General features: G+C 41.8%; 12 protein-coding genes. 9 read left to right on the top strand and 3 right to left on the bottom strand.

Going from position 1 to position 15,110, the window contains the following annotated elements; translation table 11 throughout:
- Positions 1-15: 15 nt before the first annotated feature.
- Positions 16-924 (top strand): hypothetical protein, encoded by a 909-nt coding sequence (locus tag MRK00_12295; GenBank protein MDR4518150.1) that lies wholly within the window; start codon positions 16-18, stop codon positions 922-924.
- A gap of 355 nt (positions 925-1,279) precedes the next feature.
- On the top strand, positions 1,280-1,507 hold the full coding sequence (locus MRK00_12300; protein ID MDR4518151.1) for a hypothetical protein: 228 nt from the start codon (positions 1,280-1,282) through the stop codon (positions 1,505-1,507).
- Positions 1,508-2,122: 615 nt separating this feature from the next.
- Here MRK00_12300 and MRK00_12305 read toward each other — a convergent pair.
- Positions 2,123-3,334: an IS256 family transposase gene (locus tag MRK00_12305; protein MDR4518152.1), complete on the bottom strand. Its 1,212-nt coding sequence runs from the start codon at positions 3,332-3,334 to the stop codon at positions 2,123-2,125.
- A 185-nt stretch (positions 3,335-3,519) separates the two neighbouring features.
- On the opposite strand from MRK00_12305, the gene MRK00_12310 reads away from it, so the two are divergent.
- Positions 3,520-4,749 (top strand): IS701 family transposase, encoded by a 1,230-nt coding sequence (locus tag MRK00_12310; protein MDR4518153.1) that lies wholly within the window; start codon positions 3,520-3,522, stop codon positions 4,747-4,749.
- Positions 4,750-5,456: 707 nt separating this feature from the next.
- Here the strand turns inward: MRK00_12310 and MRK00_12315 are convergent.
- Positions 5,457-5,711, bottom strand: a complete 255-nt coding sequence (locus MRK00_12315; GenBank protein ID MDR4518154.1) for a Txe/YoeB family addiction module toxin — start codon at positions 5,709-5,711, stop codon at positions 5,457-5,459.
- A complete protein-coding gene (locus tag MRK00_12320) occupies positions 5,708-5,959 on the bottom strand; it encodes a type II toxin-antitoxin system prevent-host-death family antitoxin (protein ID MDR4518155.1) in 252 nt (83 codons plus the stop codon). Before MRK00_12320 ends, MRK00_12315 begins: the two co-directional genes overlap by 4 nt.
- A 262-nt stretch (positions 5,960-6,221) precedes the next feature.
- On the opposite strand from MRK00_12320, the gene MRK00_12325 reads away from it, so the two are divergent.
- The 6 genes from MRK00_12325 (at position 6,222) to MRK00_12350 (ending at position 15,095) form a co-directional block, all read left to right on the top strand.
- Positions 6,222-7,364 carry an efflux RND transporter periplasmic adaptor subunit gene (locus MRK00_12325; protein MDR4518156.1) on the top strand — a complete coding sequence of 381 codons (1,143 nt, stop codon included), beginning with the start codon at positions 6,222-6,224 and terminating at the stop codon, positions 7,362-7,364.
- 8 nt (positions 7,365-7,372) lie between these two features.
- A complete protein-coding gene (locus MRK00_12330; protein ID MDR4518157.1) occupies positions 7,373-10,441 on the top strand; it encodes a CusA/CzcA family heavy metal efflux RND transporter in 3,069 nt (1,022 codons plus the stop codon).
- A 9-nt stretch (positions 10,442-10,450) separates the two neighbouring features.
- A complete protein-coding gene (locus MRK00_12335) occupies positions 10,451-10,777 on the top strand; it encodes a P-II family nitrogen regulator (protein MDR4518158.1) in 327 nt (108 codons plus the stop codon).
- Positions 10,778-11,545: 768 nt separating this feature from the next.
- A complete protein-coding gene (locus MRK00_12340; protein ID MDR4518159.1) occupies positions 11,546-12,142 on the top strand; it encodes a hypothetical protein in 597 nt (198 codons plus the stop codon).
- A gap of 122 nt (positions 12,143-12,264) precedes the next feature.
- On the top strand, positions 12,265-13,029 hold the full coding sequence (locus MRK00_12345) for a CHAP domain-containing protein (protein MDR4518160.1): 765 nt from the start codon (positions 12,265-12,267) through the stop codon (positions 13,027-13,029).
- Positions 13,030-13,229: 200 nt separating this feature from the next.
- Complete coding sequence (locus tag MRK00_12350; protein ID MDR4518161.1) at positions 13,230-15,095, top strand: M48 family metalloprotease; 1,866 nt, start codon at positions 13,230-13,232, stop codon at positions 15,093-15,095.
- The last annotated feature ends 15 nt before the right edge of the window (positions 15,096-15,110 follow it).

Consider the following 15,110-nt stretch of genomic DNA (forward strand, 5'->3'; position numbering starts at 1 on the left):
TGAGGTTAATTGAAGATGGAACATGAAACTTCTACTTTTTTGAGCGGTTGTGCACCGTTTTATGACTTACTTTTTTTTTCAAAGGAATTAGATGAGCTAGCTATAAAAGGCGCACCAAATTCTAGTTTTTTTATTTTTGATGAAACTGATTCTGAAGATTGTTTCAGAAAATACGATGAATCAGTTGGTTGGCCTGCAATTGCAATGACGACCATTAAACCTGAAGGTGGAATTAGAGAAGTCATAGCTATTGGTCCAAATGGTGATTTCTGGGAACTTGAGCCTTCTTCAACGCAAGAAACTGTTGGAAAAATAACCGGTTTTAATGGAAATTTGCGTACTCTTTCTGTGATTGATGAAACGATTCTTGCTTGCGGCATGGGGCGCGTGGTGCTTCAAAGAGAAAGTAAAGGGCAATGGAATTCTATTGGGCCTTCTCCTCTGGAAAACGATCCAGAAATTGTAGGTTTTGAAGATATTGATGGATATTCTAAGGCTGAGATGTATGCAGTGGGATGGGGTGGTGAGATATGGTGGTATGACAACGGAATATGGCGGCAAGCTGATAGCCCTACATCTGTCAATCTAACAGCATTGTGTTGCGCTGAAGATGGAACAGTTTATGTTGTAGGACATAATGGAATCATGTTGCAAGGGCGTCATGATACATGGAAAGTTATTGATACAGAAAGAAAAGAAAATCTACGTGATGTGGCTTTTTATAACGGAGAAGTTTACGTTACTACTGATTTTCGTATTTTAAAGGTTGATGATGAGAAACTTGTTAACGAAACCGCTTTTGCAGAAACTAATGATATTCCTTTAACTTGTTTACATTTACTTACTGCAGCCGATGGCCTCATTTCTCTTGGAACAAAAGATGTATTTAGATTAAAAACAGGTAATTGGGAACGTTTGGTTTAATGTGAGCTGTAGTAGTGTGATTGCCAGACAAAACAAAATTAACTAGTCGGCCCTTAAAATATCCACAAGTGCATGATATTAATAGCAAGACAGGGTCAGGTCGATAATGAAGAATTCACAAGACGGGTAGAGTAAAGGACTGGCTTGCGATCACCATTAGAAATAGGAGTATTAGAAATTCTGTGTCATTCCTTTACTATTAAATTTTATAGGAGTGACGTAGCAAGACGGGGTCAGGTCGATAATAAAGAATTGATGGTGTTCAGGACACGGACACGAAATAAAGGACACCCATAAATTAAGCTATATTCAATTCAATATTGACATTTAATTTGCATTAGGTTTACATAGACAGATGGCTAAATTGGATGAACTTAAGGAGTTGATAGGATTCTTAAAGGTGTTATTTGCATCATTTGTTGCCCTGGATGCTTCTTTGATTGCATGGTTGTTTAAAAATTCCGATGATATACAGCCTGTTGTTGCAGTAGGGAGTTTGTTTCTGATTGGATTATTTTCAGTATGTATTATTCTTTGTACTAAGGCGATTTTGTCGAATATTAAGCAAATGGAGAATTTATGATTGGAATCGTTGGAATAATTATATTTGTTGTGGCTATGGCTTACGCATTATATATTACGTTGAAAATGAAAATATAAGCCGAGGTTGAAATAAACAAGATTGCTGAAACGCATGAATCTTGGGGTCAGAAATCCTAAATGAATCATTGGGGTCAGACTCGTTTGTTATCCGCCATCAATGACAATGTCAGTCATTATGTTGTGCATAGCTATCAAAAATTAATTGAAAGTGAAAGATTTTCTATGGATAGTTTATAGGTATCCAATATACTTGTTCGTATGTCAAGATTAGATGTCGCTAAAGAAACAATTGCCTATTTGAAGTTTTGGATGGGTGTGTTAGTTGTTTCGAATATTAGCTTAGTTCTACTTTGTCAGATTCAAATGACCCCAAAAGTGTATCAAACTGATGTATAATAACACTTTGTTTAATAATTATTAATCACGATCATGTCGTGAAAATACTAAACGGTCAGAGGGTGTTCAAAATTCTGTGTCAGTTTGCCAATCACCTAACGCGCTTCGCTTGTTGACCACTGAAACCGGTGACCGATCGACACAATTCGTGTCGATACGCTAACCAGTTTCAGCGGTGACATAAAAATCTGTATTAAATTCATAAATCCAACGCCGCATCCAAACGACCCTCAAAATATATCGCTAACTGGGATAATGTCAAATTCCAGTTCTGTATCGGCATCGTCCATTTCTTGCTGGCATTTTTAATTCCGACATACAGTAGCTTTAGTAGACTGTTTTCATTCGGAAATCCACCTTTGGTTTTTGTCAGTTTGCGAAATTGGCGATGTACGGCCTCAATGGTGTTGGTTGTATAAATCACACGGCGTATCGGTTCAGGATATTTGAAGTATACCGATAAATTTTCCCATTTGTTGCGCCAGGATTGAATCACGATGGGATACTGTTTTCCCCATTTGGCTTCCAATGCATCAAGCGCATCTTCAGCTGCATCAATGGTCGGCGCTTTGTATACCGGTTTCAGGTCAGCCATGAATGCTTTTTGATTTTTTGACGCCACATATTTCATCGAATTGCGGATTTGATGAATAATGCATAACTGAACCTCGGTTTCTGGAAAAATACTGTTGATTGCCTCAGGAAAACCCACGAGTCCATCAACGGCGGCAATAAGGATATCCTGTACGCCACGGTTATTTAAATCTGTCAGTACGGAAAGCCAAAACCGGGCGCCTTCGCTTTCCGATACATACAACCCTAGTACTTCCTTCTTTCCTTCAATGTTTAAGCCAAGTACGGTATAAACTGCCTTGCTGACATACCGGCCATCGTCTTTCACTTTGTGATGTATGGCATCCAGCCACACGAACGGATAGTGACTATCCAATGGCCGTTGCTGCCATTCCCTAAGCTCCGGAATAAGCTTGTCAGTGACTGCACTGATCGTCGCCGATGAAACGTCAATGCCGTATATCTCGGCAATATGCCCAGAGATATCCTGATAGCTGGAGCCCAACGCAAATAACGATAGAATTTTGCGTTCGATTTCATCGGTAAGATGAGTCTGATGCTTTTTAACCAACTGAGGTTCAAATGTACCGTTGCGGTCTCTGGGTGTTTCCAGTTGAAAACTACCTGATGCTGATTTTACAGTCTTTGGCGTCGTGCCATTCTTCCGGTTCTGTTCATCCCCGGATTTGATATGCTGTTCAAGTTCCGCCGCCAATGCAGCTTCAGTGAGTTGTTTGATCAATGGCGTTAATATGCCATCTTTTCCATTCAAATTCCGCCCCGCTTTCAAGGATTCCAAGGCTTCTTCAAAATCAAATTGCACTGTAGTCTTGTTCATTCGTCACTCCTATAAAATTTAATACTAAAGGAATGACACAGAATTTCTAATACTCCCAACGGTCACTCCAATTTGCCCTTCAGGGGCTTCCAGAAGCGCTTAGCGCACATTTATCGTTATTTTCATCATTTTTTGTATCGGCGACGCGCGATGCGTCAGCGACATTCTATGGCTACCTGCGTGGACTGTTTCAATCTGAACGAGCAAATATGTTACGCATGGGCGAAGTCAATGAAGTTGACCACCAGGCGATGCAACACATGCTGACATCAGACGCGATTGACTGGAATGGATTTGGCGAGCAGATTGCGATTGAGACGGATGCGTTGTTGGGTGGTTCTGCTGCTGTTTTGATTATCGATGAAAGCGCTTTTGCGAAGAAAGGCGAATCATCAGCAGGTGTTTCCCGACAATGGAATGGCCGTCTTGGTAAGGTAGACAATTGTCAGGTTGGTGTATTTGCCAGTTTGTGCCAAAACAGCATGGCCAGTTTGATTGATGCGCGCCTGTATTTGCCACAACATTGGATGAGCGATTCGGATCGTTGCAAGAAAGCAGCAATACCTGAGGCATGCCAGTATTATCAAAGCAAATGCGAGATTGCATTATCAATGATCGAAACAGCCAAACAACGCGGTGTGCGTTTTGGTTATGTCGGCATTGATGGCGGCTATGGCAAGGATCCTGCTTTCTTGCGTGGTGTTGATAAACTTGGCTGCACATTTGTCGCTGATGTTCACTGTCGGCAGATGGTTTATCTTGAAGACCCAAAACCGGGCATTCCTGCCTGGAATAGCCGTGGCAGGCAACCGAAACGCCTGAAAGCACAATCTGAGGCGATACGTGTTGATCAATGGGTATCAGAGCAGCCGGATGCAGTATGGCGGCGCATTAAACTGCGCGAAGGCGAGAAAGGTATGCTGGAAGCGGAATATCTTCATGCATTTGTATGGGTATGGGATGGCAGCGAGAAACAAGCGCATCGCTGGCACTTGCTGGCAAAGCGGGAGGTTGGCGCTAGCGAAATATCGCATTATAGCTTATCCAACGCGTCACTTGAAACACCGTTACAGCAACTGGCGCAAGTACAGGCGCAGCGTTTCTTCATTGAGCACAGCTTTCATGAAGCAAAAAGCGAATGTGGCATGGCTGATTATCAAGTGCGCCGGTGGGATGCATGGCATCATCACATGGCGCTAGTCATGCTGGCAACGCTATTCTTGGTCAAGCAAAAGATGCTTGGGCGCAAGCAATGGCCGATGTTATCCTTCAATGACCTGGTGACCGCATTAGCGCACATGCTGCCAAAAAGACAACTTACCACCGAGGATCTGGCAGATGTTATTCATAAGCGGCACCGGCGACGGCTCAGCGCTAAAAAGTCTTTTGCTAGGCGAAAAGTGGCTTTTGGGTAATCTGACAAAGTAGAATTAGTAGGTTGGTTGCTTTCTGATGCTAATAATGCGCCAGACTTAAAGACTTACGCAGCTATTTTTTCGGTTGCCGTAATTACAATATCAATTTATATTGTGCATAAATATGTTAAGAGAATTATTTTGACTTTAGAGAATCTTTAGTTATGGATATTCTTTCTGTCGTTGTATTGCTTGTCGTTGTTGTTGCTTTTGCTTTTATGGCATTTGATGCGACCCATAATAAGCGATAATGCTATCTCTTATTAAAGTTGCTCCTGCTTTTTGGAAAACTTTGTCTGCCGGGGTCGATTCTACTTTTCCTGGTAAGCCATTGGGGTCACCCATTAGCCTGCCTTAAAACCAGCAATTAAAAGAGGCTTGACTGGTTTGTGATAAATGATAAGGGATGGGCGCTGGGAATTCTGGAACAGGAGGTTCGCAACAATTGATTTAACTTCTTGTTTTTCCAATATCCGGGTTTTCTGCGGAGATGCATTACTGCAAGAACGTAAATGCTGTCGTTTTCTTTTGAGTACAAAACGCTATATGGAAACCGTCTCAACAAAGAACGCCTGATATCACTTTTAATGACCGGCCATGTATCTGGGAACAGAACAATTTGTTTCACGGCCGATATATCTCAATGGCTAAATCGAAACCAAGACCAGTTTCAATTTTTTCATAAAAATACATCCATATATTTTGGATTAGTAGTGATATCGAAGTTGTGCGATGTATATAGACTCTGAGTTAATTTTGTAAACGATACGATGCTCATCGTTTATTCGTCTGGACCAATATCCAGATAAGGCATGTTTTAATGGTTCAGGTTTTCCTATGCCTTCAAATGGAGTGCGTCGTATGGCTTTGATTAACAGATTAATACGGTGTGAAGTTTTCTTGTCTGTTTTTTGCCAATACAGATAGTCGTCCCAGGCATGAGAAGAAAATATGAGGTTCACTCATTTAATTCCTTAGGGAGACCTTTGCCATCTTCAAGCTCCGAGATGGATTCAATGAGCCTTTTCATGTTCTTTGGGCTTCTAAGGAGGTAGGCAGTCTCTTCAAGTGCCTCATAATCCTCAAGCGAGAGCATAACGACTGAACGCTCATTTTTTCTTGTGATAATAACCGGTTCATGGTCGTTGCATATATTTTCCATCGTTTTGGCTAAATTTGAACGGGCAGCGGTATAACTTATTGCTTTCATTTCTTTCAGGTTCCTTTATACAGTACATGTACATATTATTGTACAATAATGAGGTGCGGGTAACAAGTGATGCAAATCGCACCAGTCACCCATCTGGATCAAGTGAGAACAGAATCCCGTTTCACCCTGGCAGCAGCGCTGCCCCGGAAGCATATCCGTGCCGTCTTGTATCCACTTCTACTTTATTAGGATCGACTACCTGTTATACATATACTACACTTATACTTTGCATTGACGCTATCGCACCAGCCTGAATGATGATATGAAAACTACTAATCTCATTTTGCCTAAAGCTGTTTTCATTGTCACAATTCTAACGGCCTGCCAATCACAGTCGTATGAAGCTGATTTGCAGCATGTTAAGAACCAGTCGAAGTATGAAGTAGTACTCAGTCCTGAATCACAAAAACATAGTTACATCCAAGAAGCGACTGTTGTGCTGACTCAGCGACCGTTGATGGCTCCGGTTACTGGCAAAATTACTTATGATGAAACGCGCACCTCACGTGTTTCATCACCGATAGCGGGACGTGTAACAGGACAAATTGCCGAGTTGGGAGCACAGGTGCAGAAGGGGGATGCATTAGTAGAGTTGGATAGCCCCGAGCTTGGCCGGGCGCAATCGGCTTACGCAAGTGCGCTGTCCGCCTTGCGTCTTGCCAGTCAGACTTTTCAAAGAAAGCAGGAATTGTACGCCAACGATGTTATCCCAATGAAAGATTTGGAACAGGCGAAAGCCGATCTCGTTCAAATCCGCAGCGAAATGGAAAGGGCGCGCTTGAAATTGGCAAATCTTGACATTCATACAGTGCAACTGGATGATCGCTTCATTCTACGCGCGCCTATTTCAGGAACGATTACCGAACGTAAAATTAATCCAGGAATGGAAATCAGGCCAGATCTTCGCGATCCGTTATTTGTGATTTCCGATCTTAGCCAATTGTGGGTTCAGATGGATATTTATGAAAAGGATATTGGCCTGATACATGCTAACGCCAATGTATTACTGCGAGTACCCGCTTATCCCGAGAAAACTTTTGCTGCGACTGTCGATTACATTGGTCAAGTGGTTGATGAGACTTCCCGCACCATTAAAGTGCGCTGCATTGCACCCAATGTCAATAATCAGTTACTCCCTGCAATGTATGTTTTTGTAGAAATGCTTAGCGATCAGGAAGATATGGCCATTGTTGTTCCCCTAACTGCGTTATTTACTGAAAATGATGCCGATTGGTTATATGTCAACACTGGCAATTACCATTATCAGAAACGTCTGGCCAAAGTGGGCTTGCGCCTTAAGGATCGCGCTGTCATTCTTGATGGCTTGAAACCAGGCGAGCGACTAGTAATAGACGGCGCACTGCTTTTACATACCGAACAAAATAAACAAGCGCAACATAAATAAAGCGCCCTATGATAAATCATATTATTGCTTTTTGCCTGCGACAACGATTACTGGTTATAGGAGTAACAATTGTACTGGCTGCGGGTGGCATTATGTCCTTTGAACGCCTTCCGGTTCAGGCTTTTCCCGATGTGCAGAATGTTTTTGTACAAGTGGTAACTCAGTATCCCGGCCAGGCCCCTGAAGAGGTGGAAAAGCTGATTACGCAGCCGATCGAAAAAGAAATGAACGGTCTGCCTCATTTGATCAATATGCGTTCCGTGTCCATTTTTGGACTATCGGTTGTTACAATGACTTTTGATGATGATGCAGAAGATTATTTTTCTCGGCAGCAAGTTCTGGAACGACTCAATAATGTCAGATTGCCACAGCAAGTGAATCCAGTACTGGCTCCCTTGACAACGGGTGTTGGTGAAATTTATCGATATCGTATTGAAGCGCCTGATGTTCCCCTGCCTGAGCAGCGTGCTCTGCAGGACTGGCTGATTGAGCGGTCATTACGTTCTATTCAGGGTGTAGCAGATGTCGTTTCATTTGGCGGAGGAGTGAAAGAGTACCAGGTCCAGGTGGATCCTAACAAGCTAAGAGACTATCAACTGACATTGTCCGAAATTTATCAAGCTATTGCTGCAAACAATGCCAATACAGGCGGAGGCTATATTGAGTATGGTTACGAGGCACTCGTGGTGCGCGGCACCGGTTTGCTGGAATCTATCGAAGATATTGGTAATATTGTCGTATCCAGTCAAGACAGTGTTCCTGTCTTCGTGAAAAATGTCGCTGATGTGGTCATCGGCACACAGCCACGCATTGGCATTGTTGGATATAATGAGCTTGATGATATCGTTCAAGGCGTTGTTTTACTGATCAAGGGTAAAAATGCGATTGAAGTTTTAAATGGCGTAAAAGAAAAAATTGAACACCTGAACAACCATGGTCTTCCCTCCGGCGTCAAGATCGTACCCATTTATGACCGCACTGAACTGGTACAACATACGGTACATACGGTCGAACACAATATGCTGGAAGGTGCGATATTAATTTTTATCGTTCTGATCGTTTTTTTGCGTCGTGTATGGGCGTCCCTGGTAGTTATTATTGTGATACCGCTGTCCTTGCTGTTTGCCTTTATTTTAATTCATGCCACGCATGTTTCAGCCAATCTGATATCCCTGGGTGCTATTGATTTTGGCATCATTGTAGACAGTGCTGTGGTAATGGTCGAGGCCATTATGGTCAAAATGACCCTGGAAATGCGTCAGCGGGAAAGTGAAACACATATGCGCCAATCCATGCTCATGACGGCAACAGAAATGGCTCGGCCGATATTGTTTTCCAAGGCCATTCTAATCATAGCCTTTTTACCTATCTTTACTTTTCAACAGGTCGAAGCGAAAATCTTTTCTCCAATGGCAATGACGCTGAGCTTCGCTTTGCTTGGATCACTCATTATCAGCTTGACGCTGGTGCCCGTGCTACTGAGCTATTTGCAGGGTACCAAGCTTATCGAATCACATAATCCGCTGGTAAAAGCCATGGAGCGTCATTATCGGAAATTGCTGGAGGCTGTGTTACGTCATCCTCGCAGATTATTTATAGGTGCCGGACTGACACTGGCATTAACATTGTCGTCTATACCCTGGATCGGCACCGAGTTCATGCCCAGGCTGGACGAGGGCAATATCTGGTTGACTATTACCTTGCCGACGCCGGTTTCACTGAATAAGGCAAAATCATTGGAAAAGGATATACGCAAAGATTTGCGCAAATTCAGTGAAGTTGAATCGATACTGACGCATCTGGGGCGGCCTGAGGATGGTACAGATCCCAAAGGATTCAATAATCTGGAGATTCTTATTAATCTCAAACCGAAGGAAGCCTGGCGTTATAACAGCAAAGACGAGCTGATCATGGCGATGCAAAAACGCCTGGATGTTTTTCCCGGGCTCCAATTTAATTTTTCTCAGGCAATTCAGGATAACGTGGAAGAAGCCATTTCCGGCGTTAAAGGAGAAATCGCCATCAAGATTTTTGGTGATGATCTTAAAGTGCTTCAGGAAAAAGCCAACCAGGTTACGGCGATCCTGGGCACAATTGAAGGCGCGACGGATATAGCTGCCGAGCAGCAATCAGGACTGGCTCAGATGGTTATTGCCATAGATCGGGCTAGAATTGCCCGCTATGGCATCAATGTGGCCGATGTGGAAGAGGTTATCACCATGGCTGTGGGAGGTAAGGCAGCAACACAAATGCTGGAAGGGGAACGCCGTTTCGATATCACCGTACGCCTTATTGAACCGATGCGCGATTCAGTCAGTGCAATTGAGAATCTAACTGTGTTATCACCGAATGGCAGCCGCATTCCTTTAGCTGAACTGGCCGAGATCAAGGTTAATCAAGGTGCATCCCGCATTAGCCGAGAAGATAATGTCCGCCGTATTGCCATCAAATGCAATTTGATCGGACGCGACCTGGGCAGTTTCGTTGCCGAGGCACAACTAAAAGTCAATCAACAGGTAGTATTGCAGCCAGGCTACCATATTATCTGGAGCGGCCAATTCGAGAATCAGCAACGTGCGATGAAACGGCTTTCATTTATTGTTCCTGTCAGTCTGATTTTAATTTTTATATTGTTGTTCTGGGCGTTTCAATCCATTAAAAATGCTGCCCTGATCGTAATGAACGTTCCTTTCGCATTGATTGGCGGATTAATTGCACTGTTATTGACGGGCATTCACTTGAGCGTATCGGCAGCGGTAGGATTTATTGCATTGTTTGGCATCGCTGTGCAAAATGGAGTCATACTGATATCGCGGATTAATATGCTCAGACGTGAAGGTGTTCCCATCCACGAGGCAATTCTCCAAGGATCTATCAGTCGATTGCGCCCCGTGGTCATGACGGCTTTAATGGCAATGCTGGGGCTGCTACCTGCCGCACTTTCTACCAGCATAGGGTCAGAAACGGTCAAACCCTTTGCCGTAGTCATAATCGGCGGACTGATATCAGCCACGCTGTTAACGTTGACTATGCTTCCAGCGCTTTACCGCAATTTTGAAGAAAAATACCAAACATAAGGATTTTAAGTGAAAGAAATTCGCGCCTATATACAACCTTTCATGTTATCCAAACTTACGCAAGCACTACTCGAAATCCCTGATTTTCCGGGAATGAGCGTATCCGACTGCGAAGGTTTTGGTAAAGAGAAAATAGTCGATCAACAAAACTATACGCCCTTTATGCCGAGAAAACGCATTGAAATTTTTGTTCCGGATGAGCTGGTAGAATGTATATTTAACGCGGTCATAACTGCAGCCAATACGCATCAGCATGGTGCAGGAAAAATTTATGTCATTGATGTATGTAAAGGTGCTCATATCTGTACCGGCGAACAAGGAGAGGAACTGGCATGACAACCAATTGAGTTTTTCCGTAGTATGACAGTTCACAATCCAATCGGGGGCTACCCTCGATGCGCCGCACTTATCACGGGATCATCGATATTACAAGGGGGATTTTTAATAATAGAAAAGGATACTCATATATTTTTCCAAACGAATAATTTTGTAAGCTTATGATGATGTGCTTTATATTGATTCTTGGGTTTGATAAGCCTAGCATCTGATAAGTGAGCTTGATAAGAAAAAAGCGAATTAAGTTTTTGAGAGAGGTATTTTTGCGCTATTTGCTGCAATTTTTGGTGTCGCCAGGTGATTTTTTGATTAGGTCATGAGGTGAGAAGTTTTTAGTCAATTAATTTGTGAGAATAATCACAGACTAATAATAGAAACTTTATGAAGATAAAAGGCAACGGATATCAAGTTAAGAAAATTCTGGTTTAATGCATAAAGTGCAGCTTTCTAAACTCCAAAAGGATGGCGCTTTAATGGGCACCTCTAAAAATTCATATTTGCGAGCATCCGCAAAGCGGATTGCCTGCTTACCCCGTTTCGTCACAATACGTCGTTGTTCACAAAAAATATTTCCTTACATATCAACCATATGCTGCGTCAAGATTTTTTGTTCTCGCCTCGTCTTGTTTAAAACTCTGAATTTTTAGAGGTGCCCTAATATGTTTGATTGGGGCTTAATATGCTGATACTTACTATTTGTTAACGACAGATCATAATAAAGTCTTGTAGCACACGGTATCTGATACGATTTTGGTGAGGAGAGTAAGTATGAGACGATGCACTGGCAGCGCAGTCTTATTGAGTATATCTTTGATTTTTGTGAGTTTAGTGACCGGGGGGTGCGGTCAAGCTGAGTCTACAAATGATGTCGTTAAATCGGTTTATACCTATCTCAATCCTGAGTCATGCACAGAATTTATAGACCAAGATGATCCTAATTCGACGATTCACCAACTATGTGATGGTGTGTCAGGATATGCACTTATTATGAGGCATGTTGATTCAGGGCGGAAATCTATCGATGTCTTAACTCCTGGGAAAAAAGAGTTTCCACTGGATTATCAGGTGTTTATTACGCGCCATATGTCACACCTTGATGACAAAGCTGAGTGGCGAGTCTTGATAAAAAATCAAAAAGAAATTCCGATTGCATTAGTCGCTCGCGTCCATGTGCATGAAAGTGAGGACGAACCAGAACGGATAACACACGCTTACCTGGCTGTGGCGAAAATCACGCCGGATGAAATATGTATCACGGATAGAATTCTAGATGCTTCAGTATCTCGAGAACAAATACTCAATGTAGCAGATTCAGCACAAAAAAAAAAATGTTTACAACCTCTGCCTTCGACGATTATTGATTAAGTAATAACTCGCTGATGTTCATAATGAAATTCATGTTACAGCAACATAAATCAGATTTATTAAGTTGCATTGGTACATTGCCTGTGTAAACCGAATAGACTTGTACCCAAAGGAGAAGAATCATGCCGACACCTGTGGAATTTATGAATAAGTATCGAAATCTCAAGATTAATGCAGTTGTCGATGATTCAGAAGCACGGATTTGCCGAGAGGTTACTTATCAGGTCCGGTTGACAAAATATTTTATGATGGATTGGGCTGATGGAACTGAAGAAAGGCGAGATTATAACTTAGTGACACGTGGATCTAAAAATGATAAATGGTTCAATGCAAACAAAGATCGAATACGTAACGCTGCCATGGGTAAAGGAAGCCCGCAGGACTATCAACTAGCACTGGAATGGGCAATTCGTTCAGGTAAAATTCAGAACGTTAATCAGCCAACTCTTCAGACTTATTTTGACGAACACCTCGGTATCGATTGTTCTGGATTCGTTACCAACTATCTCATTGCCTGTGGAAAGAAAACATACTCTAACAATACTGTGCGTAATACAAGTGCTGCATCATATTTTAATTCAGCAAATGCCATCAATGATTCCGGTGCAATCCGTCAAGGGGATATGCTGGTCTGGATGGACAGAAATACAGTCAAACGTAATCCGGGACATATAGCAGTTGTAGAGTCATATGTGCCACAATGTAGGGTCGGGGGAAATATGCGCGTTGTCGAAGCGACTGGCGCCACTGGCGCTAATCCGAAGTTGCTGGATTCCATGTATACCGTAGAACAGATCATTGACAAAAAAGCTGGTATGCCCGCAATGATCCTGGTAGTAAAACGTCACGGAAGATCTGGAAGTAGAGTATCAGTTGTTCGACCTTAATTTAAGTCGTTATTTTTTTGTGTTGATTGAACTGCTCAGGCTATCGGAAACAGTTTTGTGGTTCTAGTTAAATTTGAGACGATCCTACCCATCATCCATTTGGTGGAAATAATACACAAAGTCGAGAATACCATTAATAAATAGTTTTCCCCTTTTGTTAATAACCCTTTTGTCTTTTGCTTTTTTGCTTAGGAAGTAAAATGAAAGGAAAAACAACTACAGAACAAAGAAAGCTCTTTCATAAGTTAATTGAAGAAGCTGAAGAGAACTTGCGGCGAAACCCTGTTGCTTATCGTCGTAAACTCGGTTTGCTCGCTGGTTTGGGCTATATCTATATCTTCGGCGTACTATTACTTACTTTAATATTAATTGGTCTAAGCATTTACGGCATGCTTAACAGTAGTGGTGTTATGTTACTACTGATAAAAACAAAGTTAATTATTATATTACCCATTGTCATATTTGTGCTGATTAAAGCACTCTGGGTAAAAATAGATGCCCCCACAGGATATGTTCTAAATCGAAAAGATTATCCGATTCTATATAAAGAAGTCGATGCAATTCAAAAAAAACTAAAAGCGCCAAAAGTTCACCAAATACTATTAACGCCCGAGTTTAATGCTGCTATTTATCAAACACCCAGGTTAGGCATATTGGGTTGGCATAAAAATACATTAATTTTAGGATTGTCATTAATGATTTCAATGGATAGAGATCAATGTCTTTCTGTAATAGCGCATGAATTCGGCCATTTGTCGGGAAACCATAGTCGCTTTGCTGGTTGGATATATCGTGTGCGAATGACATGGATGCGTGTAATGGATGCCTTTGACCAAGCTGAGGGAGCAGGGTATTTAATTTTTGGTAAATTTTTTGATTGGTATGCACCTTATTTTAATTCGTACTCTTTTGCGTTAGCTAGGGCAAATGAATACGAAGCCGATGCGATTGCTACTGAAATAACTTCGCGGCAAGCCTTGGTTGGCGCGTTGTGTCAGACATATATTGCCCCTGACCTAATGCAAAAATATTATTGGATGGATGTGGAAAAACAGGTTGGTGAAACTAATGAGGTAAATTCTAAAATATACACAGGTCTATATAACAGGATTAAACAAAAACCGTTTGAGATGAAAGAGGCAGAAAAATTGATGCAAATGGTTTTGAAAGAGGAAACCGGTCATACCGATACACATCCGGCATTAAAAGATAGGATCAAGCCTTATACTCAAAAAATTGATGTGCCTGTTTTTCCGAATGAGAATGCAGCGGAAGCCCTGTTTGCAGACAAGCTTTATGCCATCCTTAGAGATTTTGATAAAGATTGGGCTGATAATAATTTGGAATGGTGGCGGGAGCGTTTTGATTATTTACAAAAAAGCCAAGAAGAGTTACAGAAACTAGAAGAAAAAGAAGGACTAAACGAAGACGAAAGCTGGAATCTGGCTATATTGACAGAAGAACTAGAACCAGAGGTAGACCCATTACCGCATTATCAGGCTTTTCATGCTAAATGTCCTAATGATATAGGAGGCGTTTATGCAATAGGTCGTTTGTTGTTAGAACGTGATGACCAAGAAGGTATAAGTTATCTAGATAAAACGTTGGATCATCCTGATGCTGTCATACCAGCTTGTGAATTAGCCTATGCATTTTACAAAAACAAAGGAAAAGATGCTGATGCAGAAAAATATAGGCTAAAAGCTGAAGCGCATATGGATCTACAAAAGCAAGCACAAAATGAACGAGCCGACTTATATAAATACGATGAATATATTCAAGATGAACTGAGTAATGAGTGGTTGGAGGAACTAAAGAAACAATTTGCGAGTATTGATGGCATTAAAACAGTTTGGGTATGTCGTAAAAAAGTAAAAATATTTGTCGATCAGCCTGTTTATGTATTTATTTATACCAGCAAATGGTGGAAATCACATAGTAAGCTCGATCAAGCTGTTTTAAATATGCTGCAATTTCCTGAGGCATATTTTGTTATTAATAAAAAAGGAGAGCATAAGAAATATGCGAAAAAGGCACTCATGGTCGCTAGAAAAATTATGGGGTAATATATTCGTGTGCAG

This window comes from Nitrosomonas sp., assembly GCA_031316255.1.
In the GTDB taxonomy this organism is placed as follows: Bacteria; Pseudomonadota; Gammaproteobacteria; order Burkholderiales; family Nitrosomonadaceae; genus Nitrosomonas.